This is a genomic window from Pseudomonas sp. NFIX28 (assembly GCF_900107395.1).
GTDB lineage: Bacteria > Pseudomonadota > Gammaproteobacteria > Pseudomonadales > Pseudomonadaceae > Aquipseudomonas.
In genome coordinates, this window is record NZ_FNPW01000008.1 from 263,664 (window position 1) to 278,817 (window position 15,154).

The following is a 15,154-nucleotide window of genomic DNA, read 5'->3' on the forward strand; positions in this document are numbered from 1 at the left end:
TTCTCATGGACACCAAATTGCTCGATATCCTCGCTTGCCCGATCTGCAAGGGACCGCTGAAGCTCAGTGCCGACAAGACCGAGCTGATCAGCAAGGGCGCCGGCCTGGCCTATCCGATTCGCGATGGCATCCCGGTCATGCTGGAAAGCGAAGCCCGTACCCTCAGCACTGACGAGCGCCTGGATAAATGACCGCAGCCTTTACCGTTGTCATTCCAGCTCGATTTGCCTCCACCCGCTTGCCGGGTAAACCGCTGCAATTGATCGCCGGCAAGCCGATGATCCAGCACGTCTGGGAACAGGCCTGCAAGAGCGGCGCCCAGCGCGTGGTGGTGGCGACCGACGATGCGCGGATCATCGAGGCCTGCCAGGGCTTTGGCGCCGAAGCGATACTGACCCGCGAAGACCATAATTCCGGTACCGACCGCCTGGCGGAAGTTGCCAGCCAACTGGGCCTGGCCACGGACGCCATCGTGGTCAATGTCCAGGGCGACGAGCCGTTGATCCCGCCGGCGGTGATCGACCAGGTGGCCGCCAACCTGGCCGCGCATCCCGAAGCGAGCATGGCCACCCTGGCCGAGCCGATCGAAGACATCGAAACCCTGTTCAACCCGAACGTGGTCAAGGTGGTCAGCGATATCAACGGCCTGGCCCTGACCTTCAGCCGCGCCACCTTGCCGTGGGCGCGCGACGCCTTCGCAAAAAACCGCGATTTGTTGCCAGAAGGCGTGCCTTATCGCCGCCATATCGGCATCTATGCCTACCGCGCCGGTTTCCTGCATGACTTTGTCAGCTGGGGCCCGTGCTGGCTGGAAAACACCGAGGCGCTGGAGCAATTGCGGGCCTTGTGGCACGGCGTGCGCATCCATGTCGCCGATGCCCTGCAGGCGCCACCTGCGGGTGTCGATACCGCCGAAGACCTTGAGCGCGTTCGTCGCCTGCTGGAGGCCTGATGCGGGTTCTGTTTGTCTGCCTGGGCAATATTTGCCGTTCGCCCACGGCGGAGGGCGTATTGCGTCACAAGTTGCGCGAGGCGGGGCTGGCCGACCAGGTTGAAGTCGCATCCGCAGGGACTGGCGAATGGCACATCGGCAAGGCGCCGGACAAGCGCAGCCAGCGCGCGGCCCTGCTGCGCGGCTACGATCTGTCGGCCCAGCGTGCCCAGCAGGTGAGCAGCGCGGACTTTGCCCGCTACGACCTGATCCTGGCCATGGACGAGAGCAACCTGCGCAACCTCAAGGCGCTGCAACCGCCCCAGGGCAAAGCCGAGCTGGACCTGTTCCTGCGTCGCTACGAGGCGGCGGTGGACGAGGTGCCGGATCCTTACTATGACGGCGAGCAAGGCTTCGAGCAGGTGCTGGACCTGATCGAATACGCCAGCGATCGGCTGGTGATCGAGCTGAAGGGGCGGCTATGAGCTTGCATCTGCAATCCCAGGTTTCCCTCAAGCCTTTCAACAGCTTTGGCGTCGATGTGCGCGCGCAACTGTTCGCCGAGGCCCGTAGCGATGCCGATGTGCATGAGGCGCTGGCGTATTCGGCGCAGCACCAACTGCCGCTGCTGGTGATTGGCGGTGGCAGCAATCTGTTGCTGACCGCTGATATTCCGGCACTGGTATTGCGCATGAGTACCCGCGGCATTCGCCTGCTGAGCGATGATGGCCAGCAGGTGGTCGTCGAGGCCGAGGCCGGCGAAACCTGGCATCCGTTCGTGCAATGGACCTTGCAGCAAGGCTTGTCCGGCCTGGAAAACCTCAGCCTGATTCCCGGGACCGTGGGCGCAGCGCCGATGCAGAACATCGGTGCCTACGGCGTCGAGATCAAGGATGTGTTTGCCGGCCTGACCGCGCTGGATCGACAGAACGGCGAGTTGCGTGATTTCACCCTCGAAGAATGCCGGTTTGCCTACCGCGACAGCCTGTTCAAGCAAGAGGCTGGCCGCTGGCTGATTCTGCGGGTGCGTTTTGCCCTGGCCCGCAGCTCGTCATTGCACCTGGAGTACGGCCCGGTGCGCCAGCGGTTGAGCGAGCAGGGCATCGAGCATCCGACCGCCACCGATGTCAGCCGCGCCATTTGCAGCATCCGCAACGAGAAATTGCCGGACCCGGCGGTGCTGGGCAATGCCGGCAGCTTTTTCAAGAACCCGGTGGTGTCTGCGGCGCAGGCGGCCGAGATCAGGCAGCGGCATGCCGGACTGGTGGGTTACCCACAGGCGGACGGGCAGGTGAAACTGGCCGCCGGCTGGCTGATCGAGCAGGCGGGCTGGAAAGGTTTTCGCGACGGCGATACCGGCGTCCATCGCTTGCAGTCGCTGGTGCTGGTCAACTACGGCGGGGCCACGGGCTTGCAGTTGTTGAGCCTGGCGCAAAGGATCCAGAAGGACATTGCCGAGCGCTTCCATGTTCAGCTGGAGATGGAGCCCAATCTCTATTGAGCCGTTGGGCTAAGCTCTAAGCGCGCCATCAAAGCCTTGCACGGGTCACACACCCTGCAAGGCTTTTTTGTTAATTGCGGCTTAACTTAGCTTCCTAACAATGCAAGTATTTGTACCTTCAAAGGCCCGGTGAAGATTCCCCATCTTCATAAGAGAGCCCATTAGCCTGAGTCGATCTGCTTACGCAAGTCGTTGTACTCAACGGCAGATTGCTCGACCCCATAAACGGAAAATATGCGGGCGTGCCCATGATTACTCTGAAACTCAACGGTCAAGATCATCAACTGGATGTTACCGAGGACATGCCGCTGCTCTGGGCTATCCGCGATGTGGCGGGCTACAACGGCACCAAGTTCGGTTGCGGCATGGGCCTGTGCGGCGCATGCACCATCCATATCGACGGCTCCCCGGCACGCAGTTGCATCACACCGATCGGTTCGGTCGTCGGGCAGAACGTAAGCACCATCGACAACCTGCACAGCGACCCGGTCGGCAAGATCGTGCAGCAGGCCTGGCTGGACAGCGCAGTGGCCCAATGCGGTTACTGCCAGGGCGGGCAGATCATGTCGGCCACCGCCTTGCTCAAGGTCAACCCGAACCCTAGCGATGAACAGATCGAAGCCGCGATGGTCGGCAATATCTGCCGTTGCGGCACTTACAACCGGATCAAGACCGCGATCCGCCAGGCGTCCACTCACCTGAAGGAGGCCCAGGCATGAGCCAGCTGCCGAATGATTTTGCCTTGAGCAACCTCAGCCGCCGCGGTTTTCTCAAAGGCGTCGGTGCCACCGGCGCACTGGTGCTGGCGGCCAGCTGGGGCTGGCAGGACGCCTTCGCCGAAGAGAAGAAGTTCGGTGCCGACGGCATGCCCAACGGCTGGGTCGATGACCCCAAGGTGTACGTGAGTATCGCCGCCGACGGCAGCGTGACCGTGCTCTGCAACCGTTCGGAAATGGGCCAGGGCGTGCGTACCAGCCTGAGCATGGTGGTCGCTGACGAACTGGAGGCCGATTGGGCCCTGGTGAAGGTCAGGCAGGCGCCGGGCGACGAGGCGCTTTTCGGCAACCAGGACACCGACGGTTCGCGCAGCATGCGCCATTGGTACGAGCCGATGCGGCGCTGTGGCGCGGCCGCCCGGACCATGCTCGAACAGGCGGCGGCCGAGCAATGGAAAGTCCCGCTGGCTGAATGCCGGGCGCAATTGCATAAAGTGATCCACCAGCCGAGCGGTCGCGAACTCGGCTACGGAGCCCTTGCCGCCGCGGCGAGCGCCCTGGCGGTGCCGGCCCGTGACAGCCTGCGGCTGAAGCAGCCCAGCGAATTCCGCTATATCGGCAAGGAAGACACTCGCGCCATCGACGGTGCGGACATCGTCAACGGCCAGGCGGTCTACGGCGCCGATGTGCATTTCGACGGCATGCTCTTTGCGACTGTCGCCCGTCCCCGGGTCTATGGCGGCAAGGTCAAGTCCTTCGACGGCAGCGCGGCGATGAAAGTCCCGGGCGTGATCAAGGTCGTGCAGATCGACAGCCGTCCGCTGCCCTCCGAATTCCAGCCCCTGGGAGGCGTCGCGGTGATCGCGAGCAATACCTGGGCGGCGATCAAGGGCCGCGAGGCGCTGAAAATCGAGTGGGACGATGGCGCCAATGCGGGCTACGACTCGATTGCCTACCGCAAGGAGCTGGAAGCCGCGGCGCTCAAGCCCGGCAAGGTAGTGCGCAGCACTGGCAATATCGACGCAGCCATGAGCGACGCCGACAGCAGCCTGGAAGCGTCCTACTATCTGCCGCACCTGGCACAGGCGCCGATGGAGCCGATGGTTGCCGTGGCGCGGTTTCAGGACGGCCAGTGCGAAGCCTGGGCTCCCAGCCAGGCGCCGCAGGTGACCCGCGAACGTATCGCCGAGCGCCTGGGTATTCCCTTCGACAAGGTCACGGTCAACATCACCTTGCTTGGCGGTGGGTTCGGGCGCAAATCCAAGCCTGATTTCGTCCTCGAGGCGGCAATCCTCGCCAAGGAAACGCCAGGCAAGGCGGTACGCGTGCAATGGACCCGCGAAGACGACATTCATAACTCCTATTTCCACACCGTATCGGCGGAGTACCTCAAGGCCAGCCTGAACAAGGACGGCATGCCGTCCGGCTGGTTGCACCGCACCGTGGCGCCAAGCATCACCGCGCTGTTTGCCCCGGGCATGAACCATGAGGCCGCGTTCGAGCTGGGCATGGGCTTTACCAACATGGCCTACGCGATTCCCAACGTGCGCCTGGAAAACCCCGAGGCCGCCGCGCATACCCGCGTTGGCTGGTACCGCTCGGTGTCGAACATCCCGCACGGTTTTGCCATCCAGAGCTTTGTCGACGAACTGGCCCACAAGGCGGGCCAGGACCCGTTGAAGTACCAGCTCAAGCTGCTCGGGCCGGATCGTCAGATCGATCCGCGGACGTTGAGCGAAGAATGGAACTACGGCGAGTCACCGGAGCGTTACCCGATCGACACCGCCCGTATGCGCGGTGTGCTGGAGACGGCCGCCAAGGCAGCGGGCTGGGGTCGTAGCCTGCCCAAGGGGCGCGGCCTGGGGCTGGCGGTGCATTACAGCTTCGTCACCTACGTGGCGGCGGTGATCGAGGTGGAGGTCAAGGATGATGGCGCCCTGATTGTGCACAAGGCCGATATCGCCGTGGACTGTGGTCCGCAGATCAACCCTGAGCGCATCCGCTCGCAGTTCGAGGGCGCTTGTGTGATGGGCCTGGGCAATGCGGTGGTGGGTGAGATCAGCTTCAAGGACGGCAAGGTCCAGCAGGACAACTTCCATATGTATGAAGTGGCGCGCATGTCCCTGGCACCGAAGGAAGTGGCCGTGCACCTGGTGACGCCGCCAGGCAATGTGCCATTGGGCGGTGTCGGTGAGCCGGGCGTGCCGCCGATCGCGCCGGCCCTGTGCAATGCGATCTTTGCCGCCACCGGCAAGCGCATCCGCAACCTGCCAGTGCGTTATCAGTTGCAGGGCTGGCAACAAGCAGGCAAGGCCTGATGGACAGCGTCGACCTGAATGTCCTGCGCAGCGTGCTGCAATGGCGCCGCGCGGGGCGGCGCGTGCTGCTGTATAGCGTGGTCCAGACCTGGGGCAGCGCGCCGCGGCCACCGGGCGCGATGCTGGCCTTGCGTGAAGACGGCATGGTGATCGGTTCGGTCTCGGGTGGTTGTATCGAGGACGACCTGATCGCCCGTTTGCACGATGGCCGCTTGACTGAAGACGGGCCGCCGGTCCAGTTGGTGACTTATGGCGTGACCCGCGAGGAGGCCGCGCGTTTTGGCCTGCCTTGCGGCGGCACCCTGCGCCTGACCGAGGAGCGGGTTGGCGATCCGGCCTGGGTTGCCGAACTGCTGGCCCGATGCGAGGCACATGAAATCGTCGCCCGGGAGTTGAACCTGCAGAGCGGCGAAGTGCTGCTGAAGCCGGCCAGCAAGACCGATGCACTGACTTTCGACGATACGACCCTGCGGGCGATCTATGGCCCGCGCTGGCGACTATTGCTGATCGGTGCCGGACAGTTGTCGCGCTATGTGGCGGAAATCGCGCGGCTGCTGGACTTCGAAGTGCTGATCTGCGATCCGCGCAAGGAGTTCGTTTATGGCTGGGAAGAGCAGCATGGACGCTTTGTACCGGGGATGCCGGATGAAGCGGTACTGAGCATCGAGACGGATGAGCGTACGGCCATTGTCGCGCTGACCCATGACCCCAGGCTGGATGACATGGCGCTGTTGACCGCCCTCAACTCGCGGGCGTTTTACGTCGGTGCGCTGGGTTCTCGCGTCAATAGCCAGAAGCGTCGGGAAAATCTGGCCCAGTTGGGGCTGGAGCCGCAGGCCATCGAACGCTTGCATGGGCCTATCGGCCTGCATATCGGCAGCCATACGCCGGCGGAAATCGCTTTGTCGGTGATGGCGGAAATTGTCGCCATCAAGAACGGTATCGATCTATTGCAGAAAAAACTGTCCCCCATGCCTGCCCAGGTGAACGCTTGAGCCAGGCATTGTGCGCGGTGGTCCTGGCCGCAGGGCAGGGCAGCCGTTATCGGCAGATGGCGGCCGGTCAGGATAAGTTGCTGGCTCCATGTCGGGGGCGGGACGGGGTGGTCAGGCCGGTGATCGAGCAGGTCTTGAAGAACTTGCCGGCGTTGGTGGCCCGTAGAGTCCTGGTGACAACGGCGGATCGCCCCGGCGTGATTGCCCTGGCTGAAACCTATGGCTGCCAGGTGGTGTTTGTGGATTCGTCGGGCATGGGCGACAGCCTTGCGGCAGCTGTTGGGGCCTGCGCCGATGCCGGTGGCTGGTTGGTGGTGCTGGGGGATATGCCCTTTATCCTGCCGTCGAGTATCGAGCGCGTGGCGCAGGGTTTGGGCGAGCAAATGATCCGGGTGCCGGTCCATGAGGGGGCCTATGGTCACCCGGTGGCCTTTGGCGCGGCCCATGGGCAGGCGTTGCAGGGGCTGTCCGGAGACCGCGGAGCCAGGTCACTGTTCGCGGCGGGGCAGGTCGTTGAGGTAGCGCTGATGGATGCCGGGGTGTTGTGGGACGTGGATGTGCCGCAGGCATTGGTGTTTGCCGGTTGAGATAGCTATCGCTAGCTCGCTCTTGCGGCAGGTTTGAAGACTTGCAGGCATAAAAAAGCCCCGCCTGGGAAACCAGGCGGGGCTTTTTATCGGGCTAGGAATCAGACGAGGGGTTTAGGCTCGTGCTCTTCTTCCAGGGCCTTGGGCTTGTGCTCTACCACTTCTTCGACGGCGCGCGGGGCTTCGTCGGCGGCAGGTGCAGGTTGCTCGATGGCCGGCTCGGCAGCAGGTGCCGCTTCGACCGCTTCGGCAACCACCGGAGCAGGCTCGGCAGCCACGGCAGCGTCTACTGGTGCTTCAGCGGCGGCAGCGGCAGCCAGTTCGGCTTCCTTCTGCAGACGCTCGGCTTCGCGCTTGCGACGACGCACTTCACGTGGGTCGTTCGGCGCACGACCATTGCTGGTCAGGGCGCTGGCCGGCGCGGCCTCGACAACCGGGGCAACCACTTCGGCGGCAGGTGCTTCAACCGGTGCTGCCGGTGCGGCAACCACAGGCTCGGCAGCTACAGGTGCGGCAGCCACGACTTCTTCAGCCACAACTTCAGCGACCGGCGCAGGTGCTTCGGCAACGATCGCCTCGGCTGCACGCTCGAAGGCGCGAGGTGCTTCCTGGACTGGCTCTGCTGCTGGAGCTTGTGCAACCGTCGCTTCGACTACAGGCTCGGCAACGACGGCAGGTTGTTCTGCAGCAACTGCAGGTTCCGCTGCCGGTTGTTCACGCTGCTCTTCATGAGCCGGGGCGACTTCAACAGCAGGCGCTGCTGGAATCTCTACCGCAGTGGTGGCCTCGACGACCGGTGCTTCGACGGTCGGCGCAGCTTCCTGGACGGCAGCGGTCGCGCGCTGGGCCTGCTCGTGGGCCTGGGCCTCGGCAGGTGCGCTGATTGCGCTGCTGGCAACGGCGGCAGTTACTGCCAGGCCTGCGGCCAGGTCGGCGCTGCTTGGCTCTTCGCCATGCTCTTCCGAACCTTCGATCACATTGCCGTTGGCGTCACGCTGACGTTCACGACGGTTGCTGCGACGACGCTGGCCACGGGAGCGGCGGCGTGGACGATCGCCCTCGGCGTTCTCCTGGCCGTCTTCCTGCAGTTGCTCTTCGTTCGGCAGCAGCTCTTCTTCAGCTACGGCAGCGGCCTGTTCGGCGCGAGGTTGACGCTCTTCACGCGGTGGGCGCGGTTGACGCTCTTCACGTGGAGGACGCGCCGGGCGCTCTTCGGCGGTGGCGGTGGCGGCTGGTACAGCGTCCAGCGGTTCACGCAGTTCGCGGACACGCTCCTCGCGCTCGCCACGTGGCTTGCGGTCCTCGCGTGGTGGGCGTGGTTGGCGCTCTTCGCGTGGCGGACGTGGTGCGCGCTCTTCGCGAGCGGTGGCCTGGACTTCCTCACGGGCTTCGCGAACTTCACGTGGCTGGCGCTCTTCGCGAGGCTCGCGCGGCGCGCGTTCTTCACGAGGGGCACGTTCTTCGCGTGGTTTGCGTTCTTCGTCGCGGCGACCGTTACGGTTGCGGCTCTGTTGACGGCCGTTGCGGCGTTCTTCGTTGCGTGCTGGACGCTCGGCGGCCGGTTTTTCAACCACGACCGGAGCGGCTGGCTCTTCCTTGGTAGCGAACAGGCTGACCAGGGATTTCACCAGGCCCTTGAACAGGCTTGGCTCGGCGACGGCGGCCGGAGCGGCAACAGGGGCGGCGGCCACCTCGGTTGGAACCGGTGCGTTGGCGCGGGCTGGAGCGGTCTTGACCGCTGCTTCCTGGCGAACCAGGGTGCGGGTCGCGGCAGCTGGCTGGACTTCTTCGGCTTCGGCAGCGGCAGCAGCGATTTCGTAGCTGGACTGGTTGATGCTGGCTTCCGGGCTGTCATCACGCAGGCGCTGGACTTCGAAGTGCGGCGTTTCCAGGTGGTCGTTCGGCAGAATGACGATACGAGCACGGGTGCGCAGTTCGATCTTGGTGATCGAGTTGCGTTTTTCGTTGAGCAGGAAGGCGGCAACCGGAATCGGCACTTGGGCACGAACTTCGGCGGTGCGGTCTTTCAGGGCTTCTTCTTCGATCAGGCGCAGGATGGCCAGCGACAGCGATTCGACGTCGCGGATGATGCCGGTGCCGTTGCAGCGCGGGCAGACGATGCCGCTGCTTTCGCCAAGCGATGGGCGCAGGCGCTGACGGGACATTTCCAGCAGGCCGAAGCGCGAGATGCGACCGACCTGGACGCGAGCGCGGTCGGCTTCCAGGCATTCGCGGACTTTCTCTTCCACGGCGCGCTGGTTCTTGGCTGGGGTCATGTCGATGAAGTCGATGACGATCAGGCCGCCGATATCACGCAGGCGCAGCTGGCGAGCGATTTCTTCCGCTGCTTCCAGGTTGGTCTGCAGGGCGGTTTCCTCGATGTCGCTGCCTTTGGTGGCGCGCGCCGAGTTGATGTCGATGGACACCAGGGCTTCGGTCGGATCGATAACGATGGAGCCGCCGGAAGGCAGTTCGACGACGCGCTGGAAGGCGGTTTCGATCTGGCTTTCGATCTGGAAACGGTTGAACAGCGGAACGCTGTCTTCGTACAGCTTGATCTTGCTGGCGTACTGCGGCATCACCTGGCGGATGAAGGTCAGGGCTTCGTCCTGGGCTTCAACGCTGTCGATCAGCACTTCGCCGATGTCCTGGCGCAGGTAGTCGCGGATGGCGCGGATGATCACGTTGCTTTCCTGGTAGATCAGGAAAGGCGCTGCGCGATCCAGCGAGGCTTCTTTGATGGCGGTCCAGAGTTGCAGCAGGTAATCGAGGTCCCACTGCATTTCTTCGCTGCTGCGGCCCAGGCCGGCAGTGCGGACGATCAGGCCCATGTCGGCAGGGGCTACCAGGCCGTTCAGGGCTTCGCGCAGTTCGTTGCGCTCTTCACCTTCGATGCGACGGGAAATGCCGCCGGCACGTGGGTTGTTCGGCATCAGGACCAGGTAACGACCGGCCAGGCTGATGAAAGTGGTCAGGGCGGCGCCCTTGTTGCCACGTTCTTCTTTTTCGACCTGAACGATGACTTCCTGGCCTTCGCTCAGGACGTCCTTGATATTGACGCGGCCTTCAGGGGCTTTCTTGAAGTATTCGCGGGAGATTTCTTTAAGGGGCAGGAAGCCGTGGCGCTCAGAGCCGAAATCGACAAAGGCAGCCTCGAGGCTTGGTTCGATGCGAGTGATACGGCCTTTATAGATGTTGGCCTTCTTCTGCTCGCGTGCACCGGATTCGATATCCAGGTCGTAGAGGCGTTGGCCATCTACCAGTGCAACACGCAACTCTTCGGGTTGAGTTGCGTTAATCAGCATTCTTTTCATGTAGTACCGTCGGTTTCCGGGCTGCCGGAAACGGCGTTCGGCACACACGACTTCTCACGGTCGGTGTCAGGTGCGTCAGGAGCGGTTGGCCGCTCCAGTGTCTAGCGAAATCCGGCCAGTTGGGGCGAACTCGCGACTCACGCGTCCTGCTTGCTGGGGTGACAAAAGGCACCTCTTAAGCAAAAGCTCAATCAGGAGGAGGAATCAACCGGCGACTGTGGACGAGATGAAGCGTCTTGATAAAGCCTAATGCTACACAGTCCGACGGTTGTGCATCTCCACCCTACACGTATCCCTGATAATTCGGGTGCTGCCGCGCGCAGAATCCGCAGCGGGTTGGCATTTACCGTGAGCTCCGAAAGGGGAGGTCACGCATCATGGCTAATTTAGGCGGTATTTCCGAAGCGCTCGCTCGGGTTCGTTCGCAACTGACTGCACTTTGTGAACTGGCCGTGAATATTTGCTCGAAAGGCGAGTGGAACTCTGCTTTTCGGCGTGCTTCAGGCCTCATGTCACCTGCGCTTGTTACAACTGCAAAACTCCACCGTTCGTAGCGAAAGCCCCGTAGGACGGCCTCGCGTCCTGGTGAATTGCGTTGGTCAGGGCCGGCTGTTGGCCGTTGGTCCGCTGTCCAGGCCGCTTTTGGCGGCGTTCGCGACTATAGCAGTAATCATTAAGTGCTTCAATTCCATAAAAAATTGTTATCATTTGCGCCATGACGACTATTGCCCCCTCGACCCCAGGCGTTCAACTGCTTGAGGTCTCGCCGGAATATGCCGGCCAACGAATCGATAATTTCCTCCTCGCTCGGCTCAAAGGCGTGCCCAAGACCTTGATTTACCGCATTTTGCGCAAAGGCGAAGTGCGGGTGAACAAGGGGCGGATCAAGCCCGAATACAAGCTGCAGGCAGGCGACATCGTGCGCGTGCCGCCAGTGCGCGTACCTGAGCGCGACGAGCCTGTGCCAGTGGCGCAGGGGTTGTTGCAGCGCCTGGAAGCTTCGATTGTCTATGAAGACAAGGCCCTGATTGTGATCAACAAGCCCGCCGGCATCGCTGTGCATGGCGGCAGTGGTCTGAATTTCGGGGTGATCGAAGCCTTTCGTCAGTTGCGTCCGGACGCCAAGGAGCTCGAGTTGGTTCACCGTCTCGACCGCGATACTTCCGGTCTGCTGATGATTGCCAAGAAGCGCAGCATGTTGCGCCATTTGCACGAAGCCTTGCGCGGCGATGGTGTCGACAAGCGCTACATGGCGCTGGTGCGCGGCAATTGGGCGACTTCGATCAAGCAAGTCCGTGCGCCGCTGCTCAAGAGCAACCTGCGCTCCGGCGAGCGCATGGTTGAGGTGAATGAGGAGGGCAAGGAGGCCTTGACCGTATTCAAGGTGCTGCGCCGCTTCGGTGACTTCGCCACCATGGTCGAAGCCAAGCCGGTGACTGGCCGTACTCACCAGATCCGTGTGCATACCCTGCATGCCGGGCATTGCATCGCCGGTGACAGCAAGTATGGCGATGACGATTTCACCAAGGAAATCCGCGACCTGGGCGGTAAGCGCCTGTTTCTGCATGCCTACATGCTGACCGTGCCCTTGCCCGATGGCGGAGAGCTGAAGTTGCAGGCGCCGGTGGATGAAATGTGGGCCAAAACCGTGGAGCGCCTGAGTGCACCCTGATTACAAGCTGCTGATCTTCGACTGGGATGGCACCCTGGCTGACTCCATTGGTCGGATAGTCGAGGCCATGCATATGGCCTCTGATCGTTCGGGTTTTGCCCGGTGTGATGATTTCGCAGTCAAAGGCATCATTGGCCTGGGGTTGCCCGAGGCAATTCGCACGTTGTATCCGCAGATCAGCGATGCCGAGTTGGTCGATTTCCGCCAACACTATGCCGATCATTACATTGCCCTCGAGGCCGAGCCTTCCCCGCTGTTCGCTGGGGTGGCGCAGTCTCTCGAAGCTTTTCGGCGTGAGGGATATCATTTGGCGGTGGCGACCGGCAAGGCGCGCCGTGGCCTGGATCGGGTGTTGAAGGCCCATGGCTGGGAAGATTATTTCGACATTACCCGTGCTGCGGACGAAACCGCGAGCAAGCCTCATCCGTTGATGCTTGAACAAATCCTGGCGCATTGCGAAGTGCGGCCCGAGCAGGCGTTGATGGTAGGGGATTCGTCTTTCGACCTGCTGATGGCGCGTAATGCGGGTATGGCGTCGGTTGCGGTCAGTTACGGTGCCCAGTCGCTGGAGGCCTTGCAGGCTTATGAGCCGCGTCTGTCTATCGATAGTTTTCCTCAATTGCATGCCTGGCTCAGCCAGCGGGGCAATTGAGGCTTTTGGGGTAATGGCATGAGTGACGAATGGAAAGCGCCGAGCAAATCGGCTGCCGAAAGCGCTGATGACAAGAGTTGGAAGCTGCTGGAAAAAACCCTGCTGGCAGGTGTGCAGGAGCAACGGCGCTCGCGGCGCTGGGGGATTTTCTTCAAGTTGCTGACCTTTGTTTATCTGATTGTGGCTCTGGTGTTGTTTACGCCGCTGATGGATATGGAAAAAGCCGCTACCCGCGGGGCTGGTTATACGGCGCTGATCGAGGTGGCGGGTGTCATTGCGGACAAGGAGTCGGCGAGCGCCGATAACATCGTTACCAGCTTGCGTGCGGCTTTCGAGGATTCGAAGGTCAAGGGTGTTGTGCTGCGTATCAATAGTCCTGGCGGTAGCCCGGTGCAGTCGGGTTATGTGTATGACGAAATCCGTCGCCTGCGGGGGCTGCATCCGAATATCAAGGTGTATGCGGTAATTTCCGATCTGGGGGCTTCCGGTGCCTATTACATTGCCAGCGCTGCCGATCAGATCTATGCCGACAAGGCGAGTCTGGTCGGCTCCATTGGCGTCACGGCGGCTGGTTATGGATTTGTCGGCACCATGGAAAAGCTGGGTATAGAGCGTCGTACCTACACCTCGGGTGAGCACAAATCGTTCCTTGATCCGTTCCAGCCGCAAAAGCCGGAGGAAACCCAGTTCTGGCAGAGTGTGCTGGATACCACTCATCGCCAGTTCATTGCCAGCGTCAAGCAGGGGCGTGGTGAGCGTCTCAAGGACAAAGACCATCCGGAGCTGTTCTCTGGCCTGATCTGGTCCGGCGAGCAGGCGCTGCAGTTGGGCTTGATCGATGGACTGGGTAGTGCCAGTTCGGTTGCCCGGGATGTGGTCGGTGAGAAGGAGTTGGTGGACTTCACCGTCCAGGAATCGCCTTTCGATCGTTTCTCGAAAAAGCTGGGTGCCAGTGTCGCTGAGCATCTGGCTATGTGGATGGGCTTTCAGGGGCCTGCATTGCGCTGATCGCAGTGTTTTAAAAAAGCCGGCCTTGGGGTCGGCTTTTTATTGTGGTCGATCAGGGGATTTCCACGCCTTCGACAAGCAGCATGTCTACCAGTCGGATCAGCGGCAGGCCGATCAGGCTGCTGGCATCGCTGCCTTCGGTGCTGCGGAACAGGCTGACGCCCAGGCCCTCGGCCTTGAAGCTGCCAGCACAGTCATAGGGCTGTTCGGCGTGCAGGTAGCGTTCGATGCGGGCGGCGTTAAGGTCGCGCATGTGCACGGTGAAAGGCACGCAGTCGACCTGGCAGTGGCCGCTCTCGCTGTTGAGCAGGGCCAGGCCGGTGAGAAAGGTCACGCTCGCACCGCTGGCTGCGAGCAATTGCTCGCGCGCCTTTTCGAACGTATGGGGCTTGCCGATGATGCGTTCGCCAAGCACTGCGACCTGGTCCGAGCCAATGATCAGGTGCCCTGGGTGGGTGGCGGCCAGGGCTCGGGCCTTTTCTTCGGCCAGGCGCTTGACCAGGGCGGTGGCGGATTCCGCAGGGCGATGGCTTTCGTCGATATCCGGTGAGCTGCAGGTGAAGGGCAGGCGCAGGCGAGCGAGCAATTCGCGACGGTAGGCCGAGCTTGAGGCAAGTAATAAAGGCAGCATGCGCATCTCCTGAGGCTGGCCGCGAATTCTAGCGGGGCTTGCAAGTGACGGACAGGGCTGAATTTCCTTTGACATGGCCGGGGGCATCCCTATAATGCTGCGCCTATGTTGAATGACCCGATTCCACCTCACGTTGACCCGCGCAAATTGGCTGACCGTGGCACCACCCTTCAAGGTGAACTGCTGCTGGCTGATTTGGAGAGACTCTGCGACCCGCTTTCCGACAATGTCGGTACGGTGCAGGCTAAATTCGTTTTCGAGCGTGACGAGCGTAAAGCTGTAGTTATCCACAGCTCCATCGACGTCGAAGTCAAAATGGTTTGCCAGCGTTGTCTTGAGCTGGTCACCCTGCCGATCCATAGCGAATGCAGTTATGCTGTGGTGAAGGAGGGTGCGAATACCCAGTCGTTGCCGAAAGGTTATGACGTGCTGGAACTGGGCGAAGATCCTTTGGATCTGCAGGCTTTGATCGAGGAGGAGCTTTTGCTCGCCTTGCCCATCGTGCCTGCTCATCATCCGGAAGAATGCCAGCAGCCGGCGGGTCTCGATGAGCCCGAACCGAGCGAGGACGAGGTAACGCGGTCCAACCCGTTCAGTGTATTGGCGCAGTTAAAGCGTGACCCAAACGTTTAGGAGTTAATCAATTATGGCTGTTCAGCAGAACAAAAAATCCCGCTCTGCCCGTGACATGCGTCGTTCGCACGACGCTCTCGAGGCTAGCACCCTGTCCGTAGAAAAGACCACCGGTGAAGTTCACCTGCGTCACCACGTATCGCCAGAAGGCGTATACCGTGGTCGTAAAGTGATCGACAAGGGCGCTGACGAGTAA

The 15,154-nt window shown here is 61.9% G+C and carries 15 protein-coding genes; 13 read left to right on the forward strand and 2 right to left on the reverse strand.

Translation table 11 applies throughout. From position 1 onward, the window contains the following. The first annotated feature begins 5 nt into the window (after positions 1-5). The 8 genes from BLV20_RS17560 to BLV20_RS17595 all read left to right on the forward strand — a co-directional run bounded on the left by BLV20_RS17560 (position 6) and on the right by BLV20_RS17595 (position 7,048). Positions 6-191 carry a Trm112 family protein gene (locus tag BLV20_RS17560; RefSeq protein WP_007931663.1) on the forward strand — a complete coding sequence of 62 codons (186 nt, stop codon included), beginning with the start codon at positions 6-8 and terminating at the stop codon, positions 189-191. Beyond that, positions 188-952: a 3-deoxy-manno-octulosonate cytidylyltransferase gene (gene kdsB, locus BLV20_RS17565; RefSeq protein WP_092303558.1), complete on the forward strand. Its 765-nt coding sequence runs from the start codon at positions 188-190 to the stop codon at positions 950-952. The genes BLV20_RS17560 and kdsB overlap by 4 nt, the downstream gene beginning before the upstream one ends. Next, positions 952-1,416, forward strand: a complete 465-nt coding sequence (locus BLV20_RS17570) for a low molecular weight protein-tyrosine-phosphatase (protein WP_092303560.1) — start codon at positions 952-954, stop codon at positions 1,414-1,416. The genes kdsB and BLV20_RS17570 overlap by 1 nt, the downstream gene beginning before the upstream one ends. Further along, positions 1,413-2,432, forward strand: a complete 1,020-nt coding sequence (gene murB / locus BLV20_RS17575; RefSeq protein ID WP_092303562.1) for a UDP-N-acetylmuramate dehydrogenase — start codon at positions 1,413-1,415, stop codon at positions 2,430-2,432. Before BLV20_RS17570 ends, murB begins: the two co-directional genes overlap by 4 nt. 248 nt (positions 2,433-2,680) lie before the next feature. Continuing rightward, positions 2,681-3,151 (forward strand): (2Fe-2S)-binding protein, encoded by a 471-nt coding sequence (locus BLV20_RS17580; RefSeq protein ID WP_092303564.1) that lies wholly within the window; start codon positions 2,681-2,683, stop codon positions 3,149-3,151. Next, positions 3,148-5,466 (forward strand): xanthine dehydrogenase family protein molybdopterin-binding subunit, encoded by a 2,319-nt coding sequence (locus tag BLV20_RS17585; protein WP_092303566.1) that lies wholly within the window; start codon positions 3,148-3,150, stop codon positions 5,464-5,466. The genes BLV20_RS17580 and BLV20_RS17585 overlap by 4 nt, the downstream gene beginning before the upstream one ends. Beyond that, positions 5,466-6,461, forward strand: a complete 996-nt coding sequence (locus tag BLV20_RS17590) for an XdhC family protein (protein ID WP_092303568.1) — start codon at positions 5,466-5,468, stop codon at positions 6,459-6,461. Before BLV20_RS17585 ends, BLV20_RS17590 begins: the two co-directional genes overlap by 1 nt. Continuing rightward, entirely contained in the window at positions 6,458-7,048 is a 591-nt protein-coding gene (locus BLV20_RS17595; RefSeq protein ID WP_092303570.1) for a nucleotidyltransferase family protein, read from the forward strand. Before BLV20_RS17590 ends, BLV20_RS17595 begins: the two co-directional genes overlap by 4 nt. Positions 7,049-7,149: 101 nt before the next feature. Here BLV20_RS17595 and rne read toward each other — a convergent pair whose 3' ends face one another. Continuing rightward, entirely contained in the window at positions 7,150-10,362 is a 3,213-nt protein-coding gene (gene rne, locus BLV20_RS17600; protein ID WP_092303572.1) for a ribonuclease E, read from the reverse strand. Between the two features lie 715 nt (positions 10,363-11,077). On the opposite strand from rne, the gene rluC reads away from it, so the two are divergent. From rluC to sppA, 3 genes are read left to right on the forward strand one after another with little or no spacing between them, the layout of a single operon-like run. After that, positions 11,078-12,034: a 23S rRNA pseudouridine(955/2504/2580) synthase RluC gene (rluC, locus tag BLV20_RS17605; RefSeq protein WP_092303574.1), complete on the forward strand. Its 957-nt coding sequence runs from the start codon at positions 11,078-11,080 to the stop codon at positions 12,032-12,034. Next, positions 12,024-12,686 carry an HAD-IA family hydrolase gene (locus BLV20_RS17610; RefSeq protein WP_092303576.1) on the forward strand — a complete coding sequence of 221 codons (663 nt, stop codon included), beginning with the start codon at positions 12,024-12,026 and terminating at the stop codon, positions 12,684-12,686. Before rluC ends, BLV20_RS17610 begins: the two co-directional genes overlap by 11 nt. 18 nt (positions 12,687-12,704) lie before the next feature. Beyond that, on the forward strand, positions 12,705-13,694 hold the full coding sequence (gene sppA / locus BLV20_RS17615; protein ID WP_092303578.1) for a signal peptide peptidase SppA: 990 nt from the start codon (positions 12,705-12,707) through the stop codon (positions 13,692-13,694). Positions 13,695-13,746: 52 nt separating this feature from the next. Here the strand turns inward: sppA and BLV20_RS17620 are convergent, their stop codons facing one another. Continuing rightward, positions 13,747-14,325 carry a Maf family protein gene (locus BLV20_RS17620; RefSeq protein ID WP_092303580.1) on the reverse strand — a complete coding sequence of 193 codons (579 nt, stop codon included), beginning with the start codon at positions 14,323-14,325 and terminating at the stop codon, positions 13,747-13,749. A gap of 105 nt (positions 14,326-14,430) precedes the next feature. Here BLV20_RS17620 and BLV20_RS17625 point away from each other — a divergent pair, with 105 nt between their 5' ends. Then, positions 14,431-14,958 (forward strand): YceD family protein, encoded by a 528-nt coding sequence (locus BLV20_RS17625; RefSeq protein WP_009047832.1) that lies wholly within the window; start codon positions 14,431-14,433, stop codon positions 14,956-14,958. 13 nt (positions 14,959-14,971) lie between these two features. Beyond that, on the forward strand, positions 14,972-15,154 hold the full coding sequence (gene rpmF / locus BLV20_RS17630; protein ID WP_003179396.1) for a 50S ribosomal protein L32: 183 nt from the start codon (positions 14,972-14,974) through the stop codon (positions 15,152-15,154).